This window comes from Streptomyces sp. NPDC050738, from assembly GCF_040654175.1.
Lineage (GTDB): Bacteria > Actinomycetota > Actinomycetes > Streptomycetales > Streptomycetaceae > Streptomyces.
Genome location: NZ_JBFAHN010000002.1, coordinates 356,728 through 373,982, shown reverse-complemented (window position 1 = coordinate 373,982; position 17,255 = coordinate 356,728). Strand labels below are relative to the sequence as shown.

General features: G+C 71.8%; 15 protein-coding genes. 9 read left to right on the top strand and 6 right to left on the bottom strand.

Features of this window, described 5'->3' with window-relative positions; translation table 11 throughout:
* Positions 1-39 precede the first annotated feature (39 nt).
* Both AB0H78_RS05925 and AB0H78_RS05920 read right to left on the bottom strand, forming a co-directional pair.
* Positions 40-462, bottom strand: coding sequence for a CBS domain-containing protein (locus AB0H78_RS05925; RefSeq protein WP_363233011.1), 423 nt, complete (start codon positions 460-462; stop codon positions 40-42).
* Positions 463-547: 85 nt separating this feature from the next.
* Positions 548-2,344, bottom strand: a complete 1,797-nt coding sequence (locus AB0H78_RS05920) for a thiamine pyrophosphate-requiring protein (RefSeq protein ID WP_363233010.1) — start codon at positions 2,342-2,344, stop codon at positions 548-550.
* Positions 2,345-2,601: 257 nt separating this feature from the next.
* Between AB0H78_RS05920 and AB0H78_RS05915 the strand changes: the two genes are divergently transcribed.
* A complete protein-coding gene (locus tag AB0H78_RS05915; RefSeq protein WP_363233009.1) occupies positions 2,602-3,435 on the top strand; it encodes an RNA polymerase sigma factor SigF in 834 nt (277 codons plus the stop codon).
* Here the strand turns inward: AB0H78_RS05915 and AB0H78_RS05910 are convergent.
* Positions 3,341-4,573, bottom strand: a complete 1,233-nt coding sequence (locus AB0H78_RS05910; RefSeq protein ID WP_363233008.1) for a PAS domain-containing protein — start codon at positions 4,571-4,573, stop codon at positions 3,341-3,343. The two genes, AB0H78_RS05915 and AB0H78_RS05910, sit on opposite strands and share 95 nt — an antisense overlap.
* Positions 4,574-4,653: 80 nt before the next feature.
* Between AB0H78_RS05910 and AB0H78_RS05905 the strand changes: the two genes are divergently transcribed.
* From AB0H78_RS05905 to AB0H78_RS05895, 3 genes are all read left to right on the top strand, one after another.
* Positions 4,654-5,364, top strand: coding sequence for a GAF and ANTAR domain-containing protein (locus tag AB0H78_RS05905; RefSeq protein WP_363233007.1), 711 nt, complete (start codon positions 4,654-4,656; stop codon positions 5,362-5,364).
* Between the two features lie 65 nt (positions 5,365-5,429).
* Complete coding sequence (locus AB0H78_RS05900) at positions 5,430-6,656, top strand: aminotransferase class I/II-fold pyridoxal phosphate-dependent enzyme (RefSeq protein WP_363233006.1); 1,227 nt, start codon at positions 5,430-5,432, stop codon at positions 6,654-6,656.
* A gap of 32 nt (positions 6,657-6,688) precedes the next feature.
* A complete protein-coding gene (locus tag AB0H78_RS05895; RefSeq protein ID WP_363233005.1) occupies positions 6,689-7,702 on the top strand; it encodes an MBL fold metallo-hydrolase in 1,014 nt (337 codons plus the stop codon).
* On the opposite strand, the gene AB0H78_RS05890 is transcribed toward AB0H78_RS05895, so the two are convergent.
* Together AB0H78_RS05890 and AB0H78_RS05885 are read right to left on the bottom strand one after the other, a co-directional pair.
* Positions 7,699-8,358, bottom strand: coding sequence for a VTT domain-containing protein (locus AB0H78_RS05890; protein WP_363233004.1), 660 nt, complete (start codon positions 8,356-8,358; stop codon positions 7,699-7,701). The genes AB0H78_RS05895 and AB0H78_RS05890 overlap by 4 nt on opposite strands.
* Positions 8,355-9,128 (bottom strand): MBL fold metallo-hydrolase, encoded by a 774-nt coding sequence (locus tag AB0H78_RS05885; RefSeq protein WP_363233003.1) that lies wholly within the window; start codon positions 9,126-9,128, stop codon positions 8,355-8,357. The genes AB0H78_RS05890 and AB0H78_RS05885 overlap by 4 nt, the downstream gene beginning before the upstream one ends.
* 295 nt (positions 9,129-9,423) lie before the next feature.
* On the opposite strand from AB0H78_RS05885, the gene AB0H78_RS05880 reads away from it, so the two are divergent.
* The 5 genes from AB0H78_RS05880 to AB0H78_RS05860 all read left to right on the top strand — a co-directional run bounded on the left by AB0H78_RS05880 (position 9,424) and on the right by AB0H78_RS05860 (position 16,241).
* Entirely contained in the window at positions 9,424-9,828 is a 405-nt protein-coding gene (locus AB0H78_RS05880) for a hypothetical protein (RefSeq protein ID WP_363233002.1), read from the top strand.
* Positions 9,829-9,852: 24 nt separating this feature from the next.
* Positions 9,853-11,922: a phage holin family protein gene (locus AB0H78_RS05875; RefSeq protein ID WP_363233001.1), complete on the top strand. Its 2,070-nt coding sequence runs from the start codon at positions 9,853-9,855 to the stop codon at positions 11,920-11,922.
* A 20-nt stretch (positions 11,923-11,942) separates the two neighbouring features.
* On the top strand, positions 11,943-13,289 hold the full coding sequence (locus AB0H78_RS05870) for an amino acid permease (RefSeq protein WP_363233000.1): 1,347 nt from the start codon (positions 11,943-11,945) through the stop codon (positions 13,287-13,289).
* Between the two features lie 82 nt (positions 13,290-13,371).
* Positions 13,372-14,433 carry a MoxR family ATPase gene (locus tag AB0H78_RS05865; protein WP_363232999.1) on the top strand — a complete coding sequence of 354 codons (1,062 nt, stop codon included), beginning with the start codon at positions 13,372-13,374 and terminating at the stop codon, positions 14,431-14,433.
* The gene (locus AB0H78_RS05860) at positions 14,430-16,241 is read left to right on the top strand and encodes a hypothetical protein (protein WP_363232998.1); all 1,812 of its coding nucleotides are present in this window, start codon (positions 14,430-14,432) and stop codon (positions 16,239-16,241) included. The genes AB0H78_RS05865 and AB0H78_RS05860 overlap by 4 nt, the downstream gene beginning before the upstream one ends.
* Here AB0H78_RS05860 and AB0H78_RS05855 read toward each other — a convergent pair whose 3' ends face one another.
* Positions 16,242-17,204: a cation diffusion facilitator family transporter gene (locus AB0H78_RS05855; RefSeq protein WP_363232997.1), complete on the bottom strand. Its 963-nt coding sequence runs from the start codon at positions 17,202-17,204 to the stop codon at positions 16,242-16,244.
* Positions 17,205-17,255: the final 51 nt, after the last annotated feature.

Sequence of the window (17,255 nt, the reverse complement as noted above, 5' to 3'; positions counted from 1 at the left end):
CCGGTGGCGGGGCCGCGTGAGAGGTACGCCACGACGGCGTCACCCCGGTTCGGACGGGGCGCCGCTGATCTCGCCGAGCACGGAACCCGGTTCGAGGTCGCGGGCGAGGTCGCCCAGGCTCACCAATCCCAGCGGCCGGCCGTCCTGCACCACGGGCAGCCGCCGCACCGCATGCTTGCGCATCAGCGATATCGCCGCAGCCACCTCGTCGTCGGGGCTCACGTACACGGGCAGGGGAGTGCAGACCGCCTCGGCGCTGACCGTCAGCGGATCCACCCCCTCGGCGACCGCCCGCAGCGTGATGTCCCGGTCGGTGAGTATCCCGATCAGCCGGTCGCCCTGGGCGACCAGCACATTGCCGATGTCCTGCGCGCGCATCAGCTGCGCCGCTTCGACGAGCGAGGCGTCGGGCCGTACGGCTGCGACGCCTGCCGTCATGACTTCCCGGACCAACGTAGCCATCGCTTCCGCCTCGTCTCTGGGCTGGGGTGACCTTGCCCGGAGTACCCGAATCGGACGGCGTCATGCAGGACGGGCCGGTGATGCGTCATCGCTGACCGCGGTCGCCCGGCAGGAACTCCTGGAGCTTCGCCTTCACGCCCTGCCTGACCATCGCCACCCGGTCCGCATCGCCCTTCAGTACGGCCTGCGCCGTCGCCTCCATCTGCTCCCAGGTGGCGTGCGGGGGAATCGGCGGCACCGCAGGGTCGGTGACGAACTCCACGACCACCGGGCGATCCGCACCGAGCGCCGCCTGCCACGCCGCCTCCACCGCCTCCGGCTTCTCCACGCGGATGCCCTCCAGGCCCACCGACTCGGCGATCGCCGCGTACGACACATCGGGCAGCGACTGCGAGGCCAGGAAGGACGGCGCACCGCCCATCGCGCGCATCTCCCAGGTGACCTGGTTGAGGTCGCGGTTGTTCCAGACGCCGATCACGAGGCGCGGATCCTCCCACCGGTGGTAGTACTTGGCGGCGGTGATCAGCTCCGCCATCCCGTTCATCTGCATCGCACCGTCCCCCACGAGCGCGATCGCCGGACGGTCCGGGTGCGCGAACTTCGCACCGATCGCGTACGGCACACCGCACCCCATCGTGGCGAGCGTCCCCGACAGCGAGCCGTTCATCCCCGGGCGCAGACGGATGTGCCGGGCATACCAGTTGGCGACCGAACCCGAGTCGGAGGTGACGATCGCACGGTCGGGGAGCAGCGGGGAGAGCGTGCGCGCGACGTACTCCGGGTTGACGGGATCCGCCGACAGACCGGCCCGGCGCTCCATGACCTGCTCCCAGCGGACCACGGAGGCCGCCAGCTCCTCCTGCCAGTCGCGGGCCTCGTTGCGGCGCAGCAGCGGGAGCAGTCCGCGCAGCGTGGCGCGGGCATCGCCGACCAGATTCACCTCGTACGGATAGCGCATCCCGATCATGTGCGGGTCGATGTCTATCTGCACCGCCCTGGCCTTGCCGAACTCCGGCAGGAACTGCGAGTAGGGGAAGCTGGATCCGATGGTGAGCAGCGTGTCGCAGTCGCGCATCATCTCGTACGAGGGCCGGGTGCCCAGGAGCCCGATCGACCCGGTGACATAGGGGAGTTCATCACCGATCGCGTCCTTGCCGAGCAGCGCCTTCGCCACCCCCGCGCCCAGCAGCTCGGCCACCTCCTGGACCTCGGTGCGCGCACCCGCCGCACCCTGCCCGGCCAGAATCGCCACCTTGTCACCGGAGTTGAGCACATCGGCCGCCCGCTCCAGCGCGTCCGGCGACGGCATCGCGGTCCAGCTGGTGCGGTCGATGCTGGAGGGCACCATCTTGAAGTCGTGGGTCGGCGCGGAGTACGTCAGCTCCTGTACGTCGGCCGGGACGATGATCGCGGTCGGGCAGCGGCGCGCGTACGCGGTGCGGATCGCCCGGTCGATGACGTTCGGCAGCTGCTCGGGGACGGTCACCGTCTCCAGGAACTCCGAGGCGACGTCCTTGAAGAGCGAGTGCAGATCGACTTCCTGCTGGTACGAGCCGCCCATCGCGGAGCGGTGGGTCTGGCCCACGATCGCGAGGACCGGGACGTGGTCGAGCTTGGCGTCGTACAGGCCGTTGAGGAGATGGATCGCGCCGGGCCCCGACGTCGCCGCGCACACGCCGAGCCGGTTGCCGAACTTGGCATAGCCGACCGCCTGGAACGCCGACATCTCCTCGTGCCTGGACTGGATGAAGCGCGGCTGGTCGTCCGCGCGCCCCCAGGCCGCGAGCAGACCGTTGATGCCGTCGCCCGGGTAGCCGAAGACACACTCCACACCCCACTCGCGCAGCCGCGCAAGGATCACATCGGCGACATCGGTGCTCATGTACGGACCTCCAGAAGCGGGTTGCGCGCCGGATCCGGCCGCACCGGTCGGGTACCTGGCTGCGTACGGGCAAAACCCGGCGGCCGGAGGCCGGTTGCGTTTGTCCCGAAGGAAGCCGGGCACGCGATCCTCGTGCTTCGGACCGGAGGCACGTCCGTGGGAGCGGTGTACGACGCTCCGGGCGTGACCTGGCCGAAGCCGGACCCCTCCCGCGGTGAACCCATCCGTCCGCACTGTTCACAGGGAGCTGGAACCCGATGCGTCACCCCGTCACTGCGAAGAAGCATCCGCACCATGACGCCCCCGACACCGCCGCCCGTTTCCAGCGGCTGTCCGGTCTGCCCGAGGGGCCCGAACGCGAAGCGCTGCGCCAGGAACTGATCCGTGTCTGGCTGCCGATGGCGGACCGGCTGGCCGGCCGCTTCCGCAACCGCGGTGAGAGCCTGGAGGACTTGCGTCAAGTGGCGGCACTCGGCCTGGTGAAGGCGGTCGGCCGCTACGACCCCGCACACGGCGCCGCGTTCGAGAGCTTCGCCGTCCCCACCATCAACGGCGAGATCAAACGGCACTTCCGCGACCACATGTGGACCCTCCATGTGCCGCGCCGCGTCCAGGACCTGCGCAACCGGGTCCGCACCGCGCGCCGCGACCTCGCCCAGACCTCGGGCCGGCCCCCCACACTCGCGGAGATCGCCGAGCGCGCGGGCATGACCGAGGAAGAGGCCAAGGCGGGCCTTGAAGCGCTCGACAGTTTCAGCGCGCTCTCGCTCGACGCCGAACTCCCGGGCGGCGACGGCGGTTACACACTGCAGGATTCGCTGGGCGGCCCCGACGCCGCCCTGGACGTGGTCATCGACCGCGAGGCGGTCCGCCCGGCACTGCGCAGCCTGCCCGAGCGGGAGAAGAAGATCCTCTACATGCGGTTCTTCCGCGACATGACACAGAGCAGCATCGCAGAGGACCTGGGCATCTCACAGATGCACGTCTCCCGGCTGATCAGCCGGTGCTGCACCCGGCTGCGGGATCAGGCGATGCGGGATCAGCAGACCCGCCCTGCCCCGGCACAGGCACAGCTGCGGGACGCCGCATAGCCAGCGCCGCGTGACGTGACATCACGTCCATGGCCTGGGCCTCGGCCATGGAGAAGGCCCGCCGGGCGCCCGTACGGAACAGCGTGAGCACCCCCTGTACGGGACCGCTCGGCAAGGTCAGCGGCACACACAGCAGCGAGGTCACCTCGGCCCGCACGAGGATGGCCGCGCCCGCCTCGTCGCGGCCGAAGCCCTCGGTGTCCTCGGGCCGCACCTGGAGGCTGGCGGAGCCTCCGCGGGCGGCCTCCGCGACCAGCGGGCAGCTCTCCGGGTCCTGCGCGAGCAACGCATCGCGCAGGGCCGCGGCGTCCGCCCCCTCCGGGCCGCAGACCGCCGTACGCCCCAGCGGCCCCGACAGGTCCGCGACCACCCAGTCGGCGAACCGCCCGTGCAGGACGTGCGACGCCGCCACCAGCACGCCGCCGCGGTCACCGCCTTCCGTGCCGAGCAGAGCGGTTGTCATCGCGTCGAGCAGGTCCATCAGCTCCGCGTGCCGCGTCGTCCCCGTGAGATCGGGCAGCGGCGGCCGCCGCTCGCCGCCCACGGCGACGGCCCCGCGGGCGGTGCGCGAGAGCCCGGCCTGGAAGGCGACCAGCACCGCCGGGTGCGGCTCGTCCGGCGGCCGCAGTGCGCTCAATGTCGCCAGCAGCGGTTCTCCGGGACGCTGTTGCAGACGCACGGTCAGGCTGCGGTCGCCCTCGCCGCGCGCGACGGCAGCCGCCTGCGAGCGGAAGGCCGCCCGGTCGCCCGGCGTCAGCAGAGCGGCCAGCGGCCGGCCCGTCGCATAGCCGGCGCGCACGTTGGTGAGCCGGGTCGCCGCGAAGTTCATCCGCCGTACGACGGTCTCGCGGTCGACCAGGACCACCGGCAGCGGCATCCGCTGGAACAGTGCCTTCAGCAGCCGTGTCTCCTGCCGGTCGCCGCCCTCCGCGCCTGCGGTGGCCGCGCTGCCGGTGACCGCGGCCGCGAGCTGCTCGTAGCGCGGCCACAAGTTCTCGGCCGCGTGCTCCAGTTCGAAGAGCGCGGCATCCAGCACCGTCTGCTGTTCCTGCGCGGGCAAGGCCCGCGCGGATCTCAGTTCCCCCACGCGTCTGACGAAGTCCGCCAGATCTCCGCCGAACTCGTCCATCTGTGTCATGGGGAGAAAGTTAGCTGGTACGGCCGTTTTGCGGGGCGGGCAGCGGGAAGCCGGACCACAGGGAAGGAAGGGCGATTTTGATGCTGTCCCAGACCGGACGACAAGGCTCCGAAACCGCTGCCACCGTATGGAAACTGACCGAGCTCGCTGAACAGTCCGTGCGGCACACCGCAGCCTGCTGCGGTGCCGTGGTGACCGTCGCCGACGCGGGCGCGGAGCGCCGCACCACTGCCACCCATCCGGACCTGGTGGCCCTCGCCGCCGTCCAGCTGGCAGCAGGCGAAGGGCCCATTCTGACTGCGCTGGACAGCGGGGAACCCGTGGACGCGTGGGATCTGCTGGCGGAGGACCGCTGGCCCGACTACCGCGCGGTGGCGCTGGATTCGGGCATCAGGTCCGCCGTGACCCTCCCCTTCCGCCGCAGCGGCATCGAGGTCACGCTCAGCCTCTACAGCTTCCGCCCGGGCGCCCTCGACGACGCCGTCCGCGGCCCGGTCGCCCTCCTCGGCGAACAGGCCACCGCGAACCTCGTACGCGAACGCCACTACCGAGCCGTCCTCGCCGAGGTCGACCAGCTGGAGAACGCCCTGCGCTCGCGCCCGGTCATCGACCAGGCCAGCGGCATCGTGATGCATGTCCTGGGCTGCGACGCGGCCGAGGCCTTCCAGATCCTGCGCCGGATCTCGCAGCGCACCAACCGCAAGCTGGCGGACGTCGCCGAAGCGGTGGCCGACTCGGTCGGCGAATCCGGGGGAAGCGCTCTGGAACAGGAGCTGACCCGGTTCGCCTGATGTCCTAAATGTGCATATAAAGGGCTCTGGGGTACGCGGTACAGGCGAGCACCGGAGGCACAGGCATGCAGCGGACGGCGAGATCGGGCCGGCAGAGCCGTGGCCCCGTCCGTTACGGTCCCCCGGCGCCCGAGCCGGGCCTGCCCGTACTGCCCGAACTCGCCGCGGTCGTCGCCGCCGCGGCCTCCCGCACCGAACCCGAGCCGCCCGGCGGCTCGACCGTGATCCGCGAGGCCGCCGCCGGGTACTGGGACCGGCGCGGACTGCACTGCGAACCCGAGTACGTCGTGTCCGCGCCCGGCGCCGGCCCGCTCCTGTTCGCCCTGCTCGCCGCCGACGGCGGGGACATCCTGCTGCCCCGCCCGTGCCCCGCCTGGTGGACCCCGCAGGCCCGGCTCCTGGGGCGCCCCGCCTACCACGTGCCGACCCCGGCCGAGTGCGGCGGCGTGCCCGACCCGTACGCCCTCCTGGAGACCGTGCGCAGGATCAGGGCCGAAGGCGGCGACCCGCGCCTGCTGCTGCTCTCCGTCGTCGACGACCCCACCGCGACCGTCGCCCCGCCCGAGCTCGTCCACGAGGCCTGCGAGGCGGCCGTCGCCGAGGGCCTGCACATCATCAGCGACGAGACCTGGCGCGACAGCCTGCACCGGCCGCAGGAGACCATGCTGCTCAGCCCCGCCGAGATGTGCCCCGACGACGTCACCGTCCTCATGGACCTCTCCGGGTCGCACCTCCCCACCGCCTGGCCGGCCGCCGTGGCCCGCTTCCCCGACACCGCCGACGGGGCCGCCCGAAGGGCCCGTACCCTCGACGTCCTCACCGCGATCGGCGCCCGCATCGGCGGTCCGGTCACCGCCGCGGCCGCCTACGCCCTGGGCGAGCCCGAGCCCGCGGCCGAACGCGTCCGCAGGGCCGCGGTCCTGCACGGCGTGGTGACCGCCGCCGCCCACCGCGCGGTCCTCGCCTCCGGGGCGCTCGCCCGCCCGCCCCAGGCGGGCCGCCACTTCTACGCCGACCTGTCCCCGCTCGCCGGGGGCCTCGCGGAGCGCGGCGTCGGCGACGCCATGGAACTGGAGGACCACCTCTCCGCCCGCATCGGTGTCCCCGTCCCCGGCGGCCACCGGTTCGGCGACGATCTGGCCGCGCTGCGCGTCCGGTTCGGATCAGGACAGCTCCTCGGGTCAACCCAGGAGCAGCGTCTGGAGTCCCTCACCGCAGGGGAACCGCTCGAATTGCCGCATGTGATCGAAGCGTTGAGCATTTTCGGATCGGCCCTCGACGAACTGCGATGACCTCACCTCCGGCACCGAATGGAGCCCCCTCGATGACGGAACAGACCGAGCGGACCCTCGCCGAGCCCCAGCCGGCGACCAGGCCGCTCACCGGGACACGCCCCCTCGGCGAGAGCAGGCGCTGGCCCAAATCCTTCGCCGACCGCCTCACCGCCCCCCTTCCGGGCGTACGCGCCTTTGCCCGCCTCGCCCGCGAGGGCGCCATGCGGCCCGGCCCCGAAGGTCTGCGCGACATCCCGCAGCTGCCGTACGCCCCGGGACCGATGCCCGTCGTGGACACCACCACCGTCGCCGTCACCTGGGTGGGCCACGCCAGCTGGGTGGTGCGCATCGGCGGGCTCACCGTCCTCACCGACCCGGTGTGGTCCCGGAAGATCCTCGGCACCCCGGCCAGGGTCACCCCGGTCGGGGTCCGCTGGGAGGACCTTCCCGCCGTCGACGCGGTGGTCATCAGCCACAACCACTACGACCACCTCGACGCCCCCACCCTCAAACGCCTCCCGCGCGACACCCCGCTCTTCGTCCCCGCGGGCCTCGGCCGCTGGTGCAGGCGCCGCGGTTTCACCCGGGTCACCGACCTCGACTGGTGGGAGGCCGCGGAACTGGACGGCGTCCGGTTCGATTTCGTCCCCGCCCACCATTGGTCCAAGCGCACCCTGACCGACACCTGCCGTTCCCTCTGGGGCGGCTGGGTCCTCACCGACCAGCAGGGACAGCGCGTCCACTTCGCGGGCGACACCGGCTACGGCCACTGGTTCGAGGAGATCGGCCGCCGGTACCCCGGCATCGACCTGGCGCTCCTGCCGATCGGCGCGTACGACCCGCGCTGGTGGCTCGGTCCCGTGCACATGGACCCCGAGGAGGCGGTCCAGGCCTGTCACGACCTGGGCGCGCGCCGGATGGCGCCCATGCACTGGGGTGCGTTCCTGCTCTCCGCGGAGCCGGTCATGGAGCCGCTGACCCGGGTCCGCAGGGCATGGGAGAAGGCCGAGCGCCCGCGCGAGGACCTGTGGGACCTCCCGGTGGGCGCCTCACAGCTGCTCTAGGCGCTCTTGGCCGCAGTGGTCTCCGTCTTCTCCGTCTTCCCCGCGGGTCTGCGGATCCTGCGCCACAGCGCGGGTGCGCCGCTCACCAGCAGGGTCAGCGCGATCGCCACCACGACGCCCTTCCACGGCTCGTCGAAGAGCGAGCCGCCGAGGATCCCGATCAGCTGGTACGCCGCCGCCCACGCCAGGCACGCCACGATGTCGCCGCGCGCGAAGGCGCGCAGCGGCATCTTCCCGAGCAGACACGCCAGCATCACCGGGATACGGCCCGCGGGCAGGAGCCGGGAGAGCACCAGCACCGACTTGCTGTGCGCGTCGAGCTTGGACTGCGCCTGTTCGAGGCGCTCCTGCGGCACCCGCCTGCGCAGCGCCTCCAGCCACCGCGAACCGTTCTTGGAGCGGACGCCGCGCTGTCCCAGCCAGTACAGGCCCAGGTCCCCGAGGAACGCGGCGAGGGCCGCGACGCCGAAGACGCCGAGCAGGGAGAAGGGATCCGTCTGGTGGAAGGCGACCACGGCGGCCGAACTCACCAGCGCTCCCGTGGGCACGACAGGCACCAGGGATCCGAAGGCGACGAGCAGGAAGAGCGTGGGATAGCCGACAGCCTGCTGGGCGTCCTCGGACGGCACCGTACGGGCGAGCTCCGCGAGGATCATCGGGCGAACACCTCGGGACGTACCCGCTCGCCGTGCGCCGGCCGGTGCACCGTCACCTGGGGCGCCAGCCGCCTGGCCTGCCGTACGAACTCCTCGCCCGGTGCGTGGAACTCGTGCGGCCGCACCCCGTCCATCCCGATCGGCCAGTACGTGCCGTAGTGCACCGGCACCGCCGAGCGCGGCGCCAGCTGCAGCAGCGCCTCGGCGGCACGGTGCGCGTCCAGATGACTGTGCCCGAGGAAGGGACCCCAGCCGCCGACCGGGAGCAGCGCCACGTCCACCGTGCCCACCTCGTCGGCCATGGTGTCGAAGAGACCGGTGTCGCCGGCGAAGTACGTACGGGCCTCGCCCTCGATCACATAGCCGAGGGCCGGCGAGCGGTGCGGCCCCACCGGCAGTCTGCGTCCGTCGTGCCGGGCGGGCACCGCACGGACCAGCAGCTCGTCGATCTTCACCTCGTCGCCCGCGGTGACCTCCGTGACATCGAGCCCCAGCCGCCGCAGCCCGGGCACCGCACGCACCGCCCCGTCGGGCACGAGCAGCCGGGTGCCGGGCGCGAGACGGGCCAGCGAGGGCAGATGCAGATGGTCGGAGTGCAGATGCGAGACGAGAACCGCCTCGGCGACAGCGGCCTCGGGCGGTGGCACCGCACCGCGGCGGCGGCGCAGATGCGCCAGCCTGCGGACGAAGAGGGGGTCGGTCAGCACCCTGACCCCGGAGTCCTCGACGGTGCAGCTGGCATGTCCCCACCAGGTCACTTCGACCGCCACGTGCCGCCTCCTCGCTGTTGCCTTCCGCCCCGAGCCTATGCGCCGACGGCCCCGGACAACGTGTCCCACTTGTCATGCCTGACCCGGCGTTCATTGGGTAGCGGTTCCGGCAAAGGGTTGGGAGGCGGGGCCGATGGCCATGCACTCGGCGCAGTGTCCGCGCTGCGGAGGAGTCCTGGCGGTCACGCAGGACGGCTGGAAGATCTGCCATTCGTGCGGGTACTCGGCACCTCCGTGAGCCGGAGGTGAGAGTAGGGTCGGCGCACAGGAATGAGCGGCGGGGCGGGGGCGGACCATGGGCGAAGTACGGGTGGCGGTGATCGCCAGCCTGACACCGCTGGAAGAGCTCGACCTCGACCCCTTCCTGGTGGACACCCGCAGCCAGCAGGCCATGTGCGCGCGCTGGGCCGCCGACAACGGCTACATCGTCACCAGACAGCTGCTCTTCTACGGACTGCGGCCCGATCACTCCGCTCTGTGGGCGGATGTCGAAGCGGGTGACGTCGATCTGTTCGTCGCCCCCAACGACCGTGTCCTGGGAAGGGCGTTGACCTCCCCGAGCGCCTTCGCCCAGGAGTGCGAGCGACGGGGCGTACGGCTGGAGACCGCCGGCCTCGACGAGCCCGAGTACAACGCCCGCATGAAGGCCAGCATCCACCGCCGTCTCTCCATGCCGACGGCGGGTTACGACGGTTGCTGATCGTCCTATGACACGCTGAGCAGCGTGGATCAGAGGCGATGGCGTACGGCGGGCAGTGCGGTTCTGCGAGTGGTCGCGGTGTGGGCGGTCTCGACCCTCACCATGCTCGCCCTCGCCGGGATCCTGCCCGACTTCCAGCTGGAGTCCGACGACGGCGACAGCCTCACCCGGGTCGCCATGACCGCGGGCTGGGGCGCCGGAGCCTTCGGGCTGCTCACCGCGCTGGTGTGGCCGCTGGCCGTACGGGCCCTGCTCCTCGTCCCCGCCCTTGTCCTCGGACTGCTGGTCTTCTTCCTCAACGGCTCGCTGCTGCTGCTCGCGCTGAGTCTGATCCCCGACGGCCGCGGCGAGGCGAACGCGGAGACCGCCGTCGTGGTCGCCGCCGTGATGTCCGCGGTCGCCTCGGCCACCGGTGCGGCCCTGGCCGTACGCGACGACACCGCCTACCGGCGCAGACTCTCGCGCCTCGCGGACCGGCGGCGCAGAAGGAGCGGCGAGGACGGCGGAGGCAGCGGAGCGCCCGGCACGCTCTTCCTCCAGCTCGACGGGGTCGGTCACGCGGCACTGAGCCGGGCCGTCGACGAGGGGCTGATGCCCACCGTCGCGTCCATGATCGGCGCCACCCACCGCCTCGACGCCTGGCGCACCGACTGGTCGAGCCAGACCGGCGCCAGCCAGATCGGCATCCTGCACGGCTCCAACCACGACATCCCGGCCTTCCGCTGGTACGAGAAGGACACCGGCGAGCTCATGGTCTCCAACCGGCCGGCCAGCGCGGCCGAACTGCAGCGCCGCGCCATCGAGCGGACCGGCGACGGCGGGCTGCTCACCGTGGACGGCGCCAGCCGCGGGAATCTCTTCAGCGGGGGCGCCGACCAACTCGCCCTGGTGCTGTCCAAGGCGGCGCGCCGCGAGAAGCACAACCGCTCCAGAGCGGGCTACTTCGCGTACTTCTCCGACCCGGCGAACGCGGTGCGCACCGCCATGTCCTTCGTCGCCGAAGTCGGCCGCGAGATCGGCGAGTCGACCCGTTCACGGCTGCGCCGCGACAGCCCCCGCATCCCGCGCGGCGGTCTCTACCCCTTCATCAGGGCCTTCGCGACCGTCATCGAGCGGGACGTGGTCGTCGCCGCGGTGATAGGGGACATGCTCGCCGGACGTACCGCCGTCTACGCCGACCTGGTGGCCTACGACGAGGTCGCCCACCACAGCGGCCCCCGGAGCGGGGACGCCGCGAAGGTGCTCCGCCGCCTCGACCGCTCCCTGGCGCTGCTCGCCACGGTCGCCGAGCACGCCCCGCGCGCCTACCGGATCGTGCTGCTCTCCGACCACGGGCAGAGCCCCGGCGAGACCTTCGAGGGCGCGTACGGACTCACGCTCAAGGACCTGGTCCGAGCGGGCAGCGGGCTCCCGGTGCCACGCCGCGCGCAGCGCACCAGGAGCGGCGCCGAGGCGCGGTACGCGGTGCGTGTCGCCCTGCACAGGCCGGTCCTCGACGGCGAGGAGTCGCGTCCAGGACCCGAGTCCGACCCGATCGTCCTCGCCTCCGGCAACCTCGGCCTGATCTCCTTCCCCGACGTCCCCGGCCGGATGACCCGCGAACAGCTGGACCGCCGTCACCCGGCACTGCTGTCCACCCTCGCCAACCACCCCGGCATCGGCTTCCTCCTCGTACGGAGCGAAGAGCACGGCTCCGTCGTCCTGGCCGCGGACGGGGTGGAGGTCCCGGTCGTCGAACTGGCCGACCACGCAGGCCCGTTGAAGCACCTCGGGGAAGGTGCGGCCGACGCGGTGCGCCGCACGGACTCCTTCCCGCACGTCGCCGACGTCATGGTCAATTCGAGCTACGACCCGCACACCGGCGAGGTGCACGCCTTCGAGGAGCAGATCGGCTCGCACGGCGGCCTCGGCGGCGAGCAGTCGCACCCCTTCCTGCTCTCCCCGCTCGACCTCTCCGCACCGGGAGAACTGGTCGGGGCGGAGCAGATCCACAGCACCCTCCGAGGCTGGCTGCGCGAGTGCGAAGGCCCGCAGGTGCCGCTGGATCCACCTCATCAGGTGACGGAACGCGCCGTACCCGGTAAAACCGCCTGAAGTGGTGCAGCGTTTCCCGCATGACAGCACCAGAGGCGGCAGCGCCACCGGAACAGAGCAGGCACGCAAGAACCTTCGGGCTGCCGGTCGCCAGTGCCCTCGTCCTCGGCAACATCATCGGCGGCGGCATCTTCCTGCTGCCCGCCTCGGTCGCCCCCTACGGCACGATCGCCCTGGTCGCCTTCGTGGTCCTGACGCTCGGTGCGATCGCGCTCGCCCTGGTCTTCGGGCGGCTCGCCGAGAAGCACCCCGAGACCGGCGGGCCCTACGTCTACGCACGGGAGGCGTTCGGGGACTTCGCCGGTTTCCTCGCGGCCTGGTCCTACTGGATCACCACCTGGGTGTCGAACGCGGCGCTCGCCGTGGCGGCCGTCGGTTATCTCGACGTCCTCATCCCGGTGAACGACCACAAATGGTCCGCGTGCCTGGCCGCCCTGGTGATCCAGTGGCTGCCGGCGCTCGCCAACTTCGCGGGCACTCGCTACGTGGGCGGGGTCCAACTCGTCTCCACCGTCCTGAAGTTCGCCCCGCTCCTGCTGGTCGCGGTCGGCGGACTCTTCTTCTTCGACCCGGCGAACCTCGGCCCCTTCCAGGCCAGTGACGACTCCGCTCTCGGCGCGATCTCCGCCTCCGCGGCGATCCTGCTCTTCAGCTACCTGGGCGTCGAGTCGGCGGCCGTCAGCGCGGGCGAGGTTTGCAACCCGCGCCGCAACGTCGGCCTCGCGACGATCATCGGCACGGTCGGTGCGGCCGTGATCTACCTTCTGGGCACGCTCTCCGTCTTCGGTACGGTCGCCCACGCGAAACTGGTCGACTCCACAGCACCCTTCTCCGACTCCGTCAACGCGATGTTCGGCGGCTCCTGGGGCGGCACGGCGGTGGCGTACGCCGCACTGATCTCGATGGTCGGCGCCCTCAACGGCTGGACGCTGCTGAGCGCCCAGACCCCGTACGCGGCAGCCAAGGACGGGCTGTTCCCGAAGGCCTTCACCCGCAAACGGCGCGGAGTCCCGACGGTCGGTGTCCTGGTGACGGTCGTCCTCGCCTCCTCGCTGACCGTCTACAACTACGCGGCGGGCTCGGCGGGCGTCTTCGAGATCCTGGTCCTGGTCACCACCTTCATGGCGACCGTCCCCTACCTCCTGGCGACAGCGGCCCAGATCTTCTTCCTCGCCTCGGGCCAGAGCAGCCGCGTCGACCGCTCCCGGCTGACCCGCGACGCGGTCCTGGCCGTCCTCGCCTTCGTCTTCTCGATGTGGCTGGTGGCGGGCTCCGGCTACCAAGCGGTCTACCAGGGCGTGCTGTTCCTGTTCGCCGGCGTGCTGGTCTACGCGTGGATGGCGGCCCGCAGGGTCCGGGCCGGCTGAAAACCAGCTGCACTCGGGGGGCGCGCCACGCACACTGGGCGCAACGGACATCCCGTACCCATGGAAAAAGGAGCGCCCCCTCTTGCAGGCCGCCGTCACCGTCACGCCCGCCCAGATACCCGAGCTGCTGCTCGGACTCGCGACCGTGCGGCCGGTGTTCCTCTGGGGCGCTCCCGGCATCGGAAAGTCGTCGCTGGTACGGAAGTTCGCCGATTCGCTCGGCCTGGAGTGCGTCAGCCTGCTCGGTACGCAGCTCGCCCCCGAAGACCTCATCGGCGTCCCGCAGATCCGCGACGGTCGCTCCGTCTTCTGCCCGCCGGAGGCCATCGCGCGCGACGAGCCGTACTGCCTCTTCCTCGACGAGCTCAACGCCGCGACCCCCGACGTCCAGAAGGCCTTCTACTCGCTGATCCTGGACCGGCGCATCGGCTCCTACGAACTTCCCGAGGGCTCCATCGTCATCGGCGCCGGAAACCGCGCCACCGACAACGCCCTCGCGCGCCCCATCGCCTCCGCCCTCGTCAACCGCCTCACCCACGTCCATCTCCGCGCCTCCGCGGGGGACTGGCTGGTGTGGGCGGGCGAGAACGGCATCCACCCGTGGATCGTGGACTACCTCGACGACCGGCCCGACCACCTCTGGTCGCAGCCGCCCAAGACCGAGGAGCCCTTCTCCACACCCCGCTCCTGGCACATGCTCTCCGACGCCCTGCACTCCTTCGGTCCTGCGCTCGACGAGGAGACCCTCAAGGTCATCGCGCACGGCACGCTGACGCCCGCGCACGCCGTGTCCTTCTGCGGCTACATCAAGATCGTCCGCCATGCGTACGGCATCGAGGCGATCATCAAGGGCGACGCCTCCTGGCCCCAGCGCATCGAGGACCGTGACCTGCTCTACTACCTCGCCGAGGCGTTCCGCGGGCGCCTCGTCAAGGAGCTGCCCGCGCGCAAGGAGCATGTCTCGCCGGCCATGCAGCAGACCGCGTACCGCGCCAAGTCGCTGCTGGTGCAGCTCGCCGAGATCTCCGTCGAGGTGGCCCAGACCGTCATCGCGGACGACACGGACGGGCAGCCCGTGCTGCCCGCCTGGTTCCTCGTCGAGGCCGCGCGCGACATGCCGCGTCTCGTCGAGGCACGGCGGTGAACAGCGGTCCTCGCAAGGCCGCGAAGGCCAAGGCCGATCCGGCCACCGAGGCTTTCGCCGCCGGGCTCGCACTGCTCAAGCGGAACCCGGCGCTGGGCGCGCTGAACGTGAAAATCTGCCGTACGACGACCTGCACCCGCGTGCCGCCGCAGGGGCTCGCGGCCGTCGACTCCGCCGGCACGATCCACGCCCATGCCACCCGGCGGGCCGAACCCGCCGACTGGGCCTGGGCGTTGGCCCACTGCACCCTTCACCTCGGGTTCGGGCACGTCCCGGCCGCGAAGGGCGAGCGCGTACAGCCCGACCGCTTCGAACTGGCCGCGCGCTGCGCCGTGGTCAACCGCTTCCTGCTCACCTTCCCCGTGGGTCAGGCGCCCGACGACCTTCCTGCGGCCTACCCCGGCGGCGACGAGGAGCAGCTGGCCGCGCGGTGGCGGCGCGACGGAATTCCGGTCGCGTACGAGAACTGCGGCACGGCGGGCGGCGGCCCCGACCAGGTCCTCGTCTCCTGGCAGGGATGGCAGGGGCAGGGCACGCCCACCGACTGGCAGCTCGTCTTCGCCCACGCCCTGACCGCCGCCATGTCCGCTGCCATGGATGTCGCCGGCGGCCGCCGTGACTCCCTGAGCGGCGCGCGCGTACGGCTGCGTCCCTGGGAGCGGGCGCTGAGCTGGTTCGTCTCCTCCTATCCGCTGCTCGGCGGGATCGCATCCGGCATGAGCCTGGTCGCGGACGCCGAACTCGCCCGCGCCCAGGGCATTTCCGTCGCCGCGGTCAATGCGGCGGCCGGCGAGATCTACCTCAACCCGCTCTGCCAGTACACCGACGAGGAATGGCGTTTCGTCCTCGGCCACGAGATGCTGCACGCCGCCCTGCGGCACGGCGAGCGCCGCGGCGCCCGCGACCCGTACCTCTTCAATGTCGCGGCGGACTACGTCGTCAACGGCTGGCTGTGCGAGATGGGCGTGGGCGAGATGCCCGAAGGGCTGCTGTACGACGCCGGGCTGAAGGGCCTCTCCGCCGAGGAGGTCTACGACCGCATCGTCACCGACCAGCGCCGTCACCGGCGCCTCGCCACCCTGCGCGGAAAGGGTGTGGGCGACATCCTCGGCGAGCCGCTCGCCCACCAGGCGGGCCGCACCGTCGATCTGGACGAGTTCTACCGCCGCGGTCTCGCCCAGGGATTCGACCTGCACACGAGCGGAGACCGGGGCTTTCTGCCCGCCGGGCTGATCGAGGAGATCAGGGCGCTCGCGCATCCTCCGGTGCCATGGGACGCCCAACTGGCGCGCTGGTTCGACGAGTTCGTGCCCCGCCCGCAGCCCGTACGCAGCTTCGCCCGCCCCTCCCGCCGGCAGGCCGCCACCCCGGACATCCCGCGGGCGGGCCGCTACCATCCGCCCGAGGAGATCGCCCGCTGCACCTTCGGCGTGGTCCTGGACACCTCGGGTTCGATGAGCCGCACGCTGCTCGGCAAGGCGCTGGGTGCGATCGCCTCGTACGCGGAGGCCCGCGACGTGCCCGCCGCCCGCGTCGTCTTCTGCGACGCGGCCGCGCACGACGCTGGCTATCTGCCGCCGACGGAGATCGCCGGGCGGGTGCGCGTGCGGGGCCGGGGAGGCACCGAACTGCAGCCGGGGATCGATCTGCTCCAGCGCGCGGAGGACTTCCCGCCCGGCGCGCCGGTGCTCGTCATCACCGACGGCTGGTGCGATGTGCTGCGGGTCCGGCGCGAGCACGCCTATCTGGTGCCCGAGGGAGCCTCGCTGCCCTTCACCGCGCGGGGCCCTGTCTTCCGTATGCGCTAGCTAGTGGGCGTGCGGTGCGTCCCTGTGCACGGGGCCGTGCGGATCGCCGCAGTGGGCCAGGTCCGGGGCCGCGGTGTGGTCCACCTGGAGCGTGGTGTGGTCGATGCGGTAGTCGTGGCTGAGGAGCTTCTCCAGGTCGCGGCGGACCGCGTGGCAGTCGCCGCCCGGGTCGACGAGGACGTGCGCGGAGAGGGCGGGCTGGCCGGAGGTGATCGCCCAGACGTGCAGGTCGTGGACCTCGGCGACGGACGGGTTGCCCACGAGGCGGTCGCCGATGGCGTCGGGGTCGAGGTCGGCGGGGGCGGCCTCCAGGAAGATCCGGCCGGAGTCGCGGACCAGCCCGTAACCGGCCCTGACCATCAGGACGACGACGGCGAGGGTGGCGATGGCGTCCGCCTGTACGAAGCCGGTGAGCACCACGACGAGTCCGGCCACGGCGGTGCCGATGAAGGCGAACAGGTCGTTGAGGATGTGCTGGTAGGCGCCCTCGACATTGAGCGAGGTGCGGTTCGCCTTCGACAGGCACCAGGCCGCCGCGACATTGACGGCGATCCCCGCCAGCGCGGTGACCAGCACGAGCCCGCCCGCCACCTGCGGCGGGTCGATGAGCCTGCGCACGGCCTCGTATCCGAGCCAGGCGGCGAGCAGGAGCAGGGTCAGGCCGTTGGCCTGCGCGGAGAGGATCTCGGCGCGTTTGAGGCCGTACGTGAATCCGCCGCGCGCCGGGCGGGCGGCCAGCCGCATCGCGATGAGGGCCAGCACGATCGAGGCGGCGTCGGTGAGCATGTGCGCCGCGTCCGAGATCAGCGCGAGGGAGCGCGCGAGGACGCCGACGACCACCTCGACGGCCATGAAGCCGGTGATGAGCGCGAGCGCCGTGGCCAGCCAGCGGCGGTCCGCGTCGGCGGCCACCCCATGGGAGTGGGAGTGGCCGCCATGATCGTGGCCGTGCTCTTCGGTCATCGCCCTGCCCCCGTCGGTCGTGTGCTCCGGCATCCGAAGTGAAGCGCACCG

Bases quoted from the DNA above. Each gene is read 5' to 3' on its own strand.
- AB0H78_RS05925 (WP_363233011.1), bottom strand. From the start codon at position 462: ATGGCTACGTTGGTCCGGGAAGTCATGACGGCAGGCGTCGCAGCCGTA.
- AB0H78_RS05920 (WP_363233010.1), bottom strand. From the start codon at position 2,344: ATGAGCACCGATGTCGCCGATGTGATCCTTGCGCGGCTGCGCGAGTGG.
- AB0H78_RS05915 (WP_363233009.1), top strand. From the start codon at position 2,602: ATGCGTCACCCCGTCACTGCGAAGAAGCATCCGCACCATGACGCCCCC.
- AB0H78_RS05910 (WP_363233008.1), bottom strand. From the start codon at position 4,573: ATGACACAGATGGACGAGTTCGGCGGAGATCTGGCGGACTTCGTCAGA.
- AB0H78_RS05905 (WP_363233007.1), top strand. From the start codon at position 4,654: ATGCTGTCCCAGACCGGACGACAAGGCTCCGAAACCGCTGCCACCGTA.
- AB0H78_RS05900 (WP_363233006.1), top strand. From the start codon at position 5,430: ATGCAGCGGACGGCGAGATCGGGCCGGCAGAGCCGTGGCCCCGTCCGT.
- AB0H78_RS05895 (WP_363233005.1), top strand. From the start codon at position 6,689: ATGACGGAACAGACCGAGCGGACCCTCGCCGAGCCCCAGCCGGCGACC.
- AB0H78_RS05890 (WP_363233004.1), bottom strand. From the start codon at position 8,358: ATGATCCTCGCGGAGCTCGCCCGTACGGTGCCGTCCGAGGACGCCCAG.
- AB0H78_RS05880 (WP_363233002.1), top strand. From the start codon at position 9,424: ATGGGCGAAGTACGGGTGGCGGTGATCGCCAGCCTGACACCGCTGGAA.
- AB0H78_RS05870 (WP_363233000.1), top strand. From the start codon at position 11,943: ATGACAGCACCAGAGGCGGCAGCGCCACCGGAACAGAGCAGGCACGCA.
- AB0H78_RS05855 (WP_363232997.1), bottom strand. From the start codon at position 17,204: ATGACCGAAGAGCACGGCCACGATCATGGCGGCCACTCCCACTCCCAT.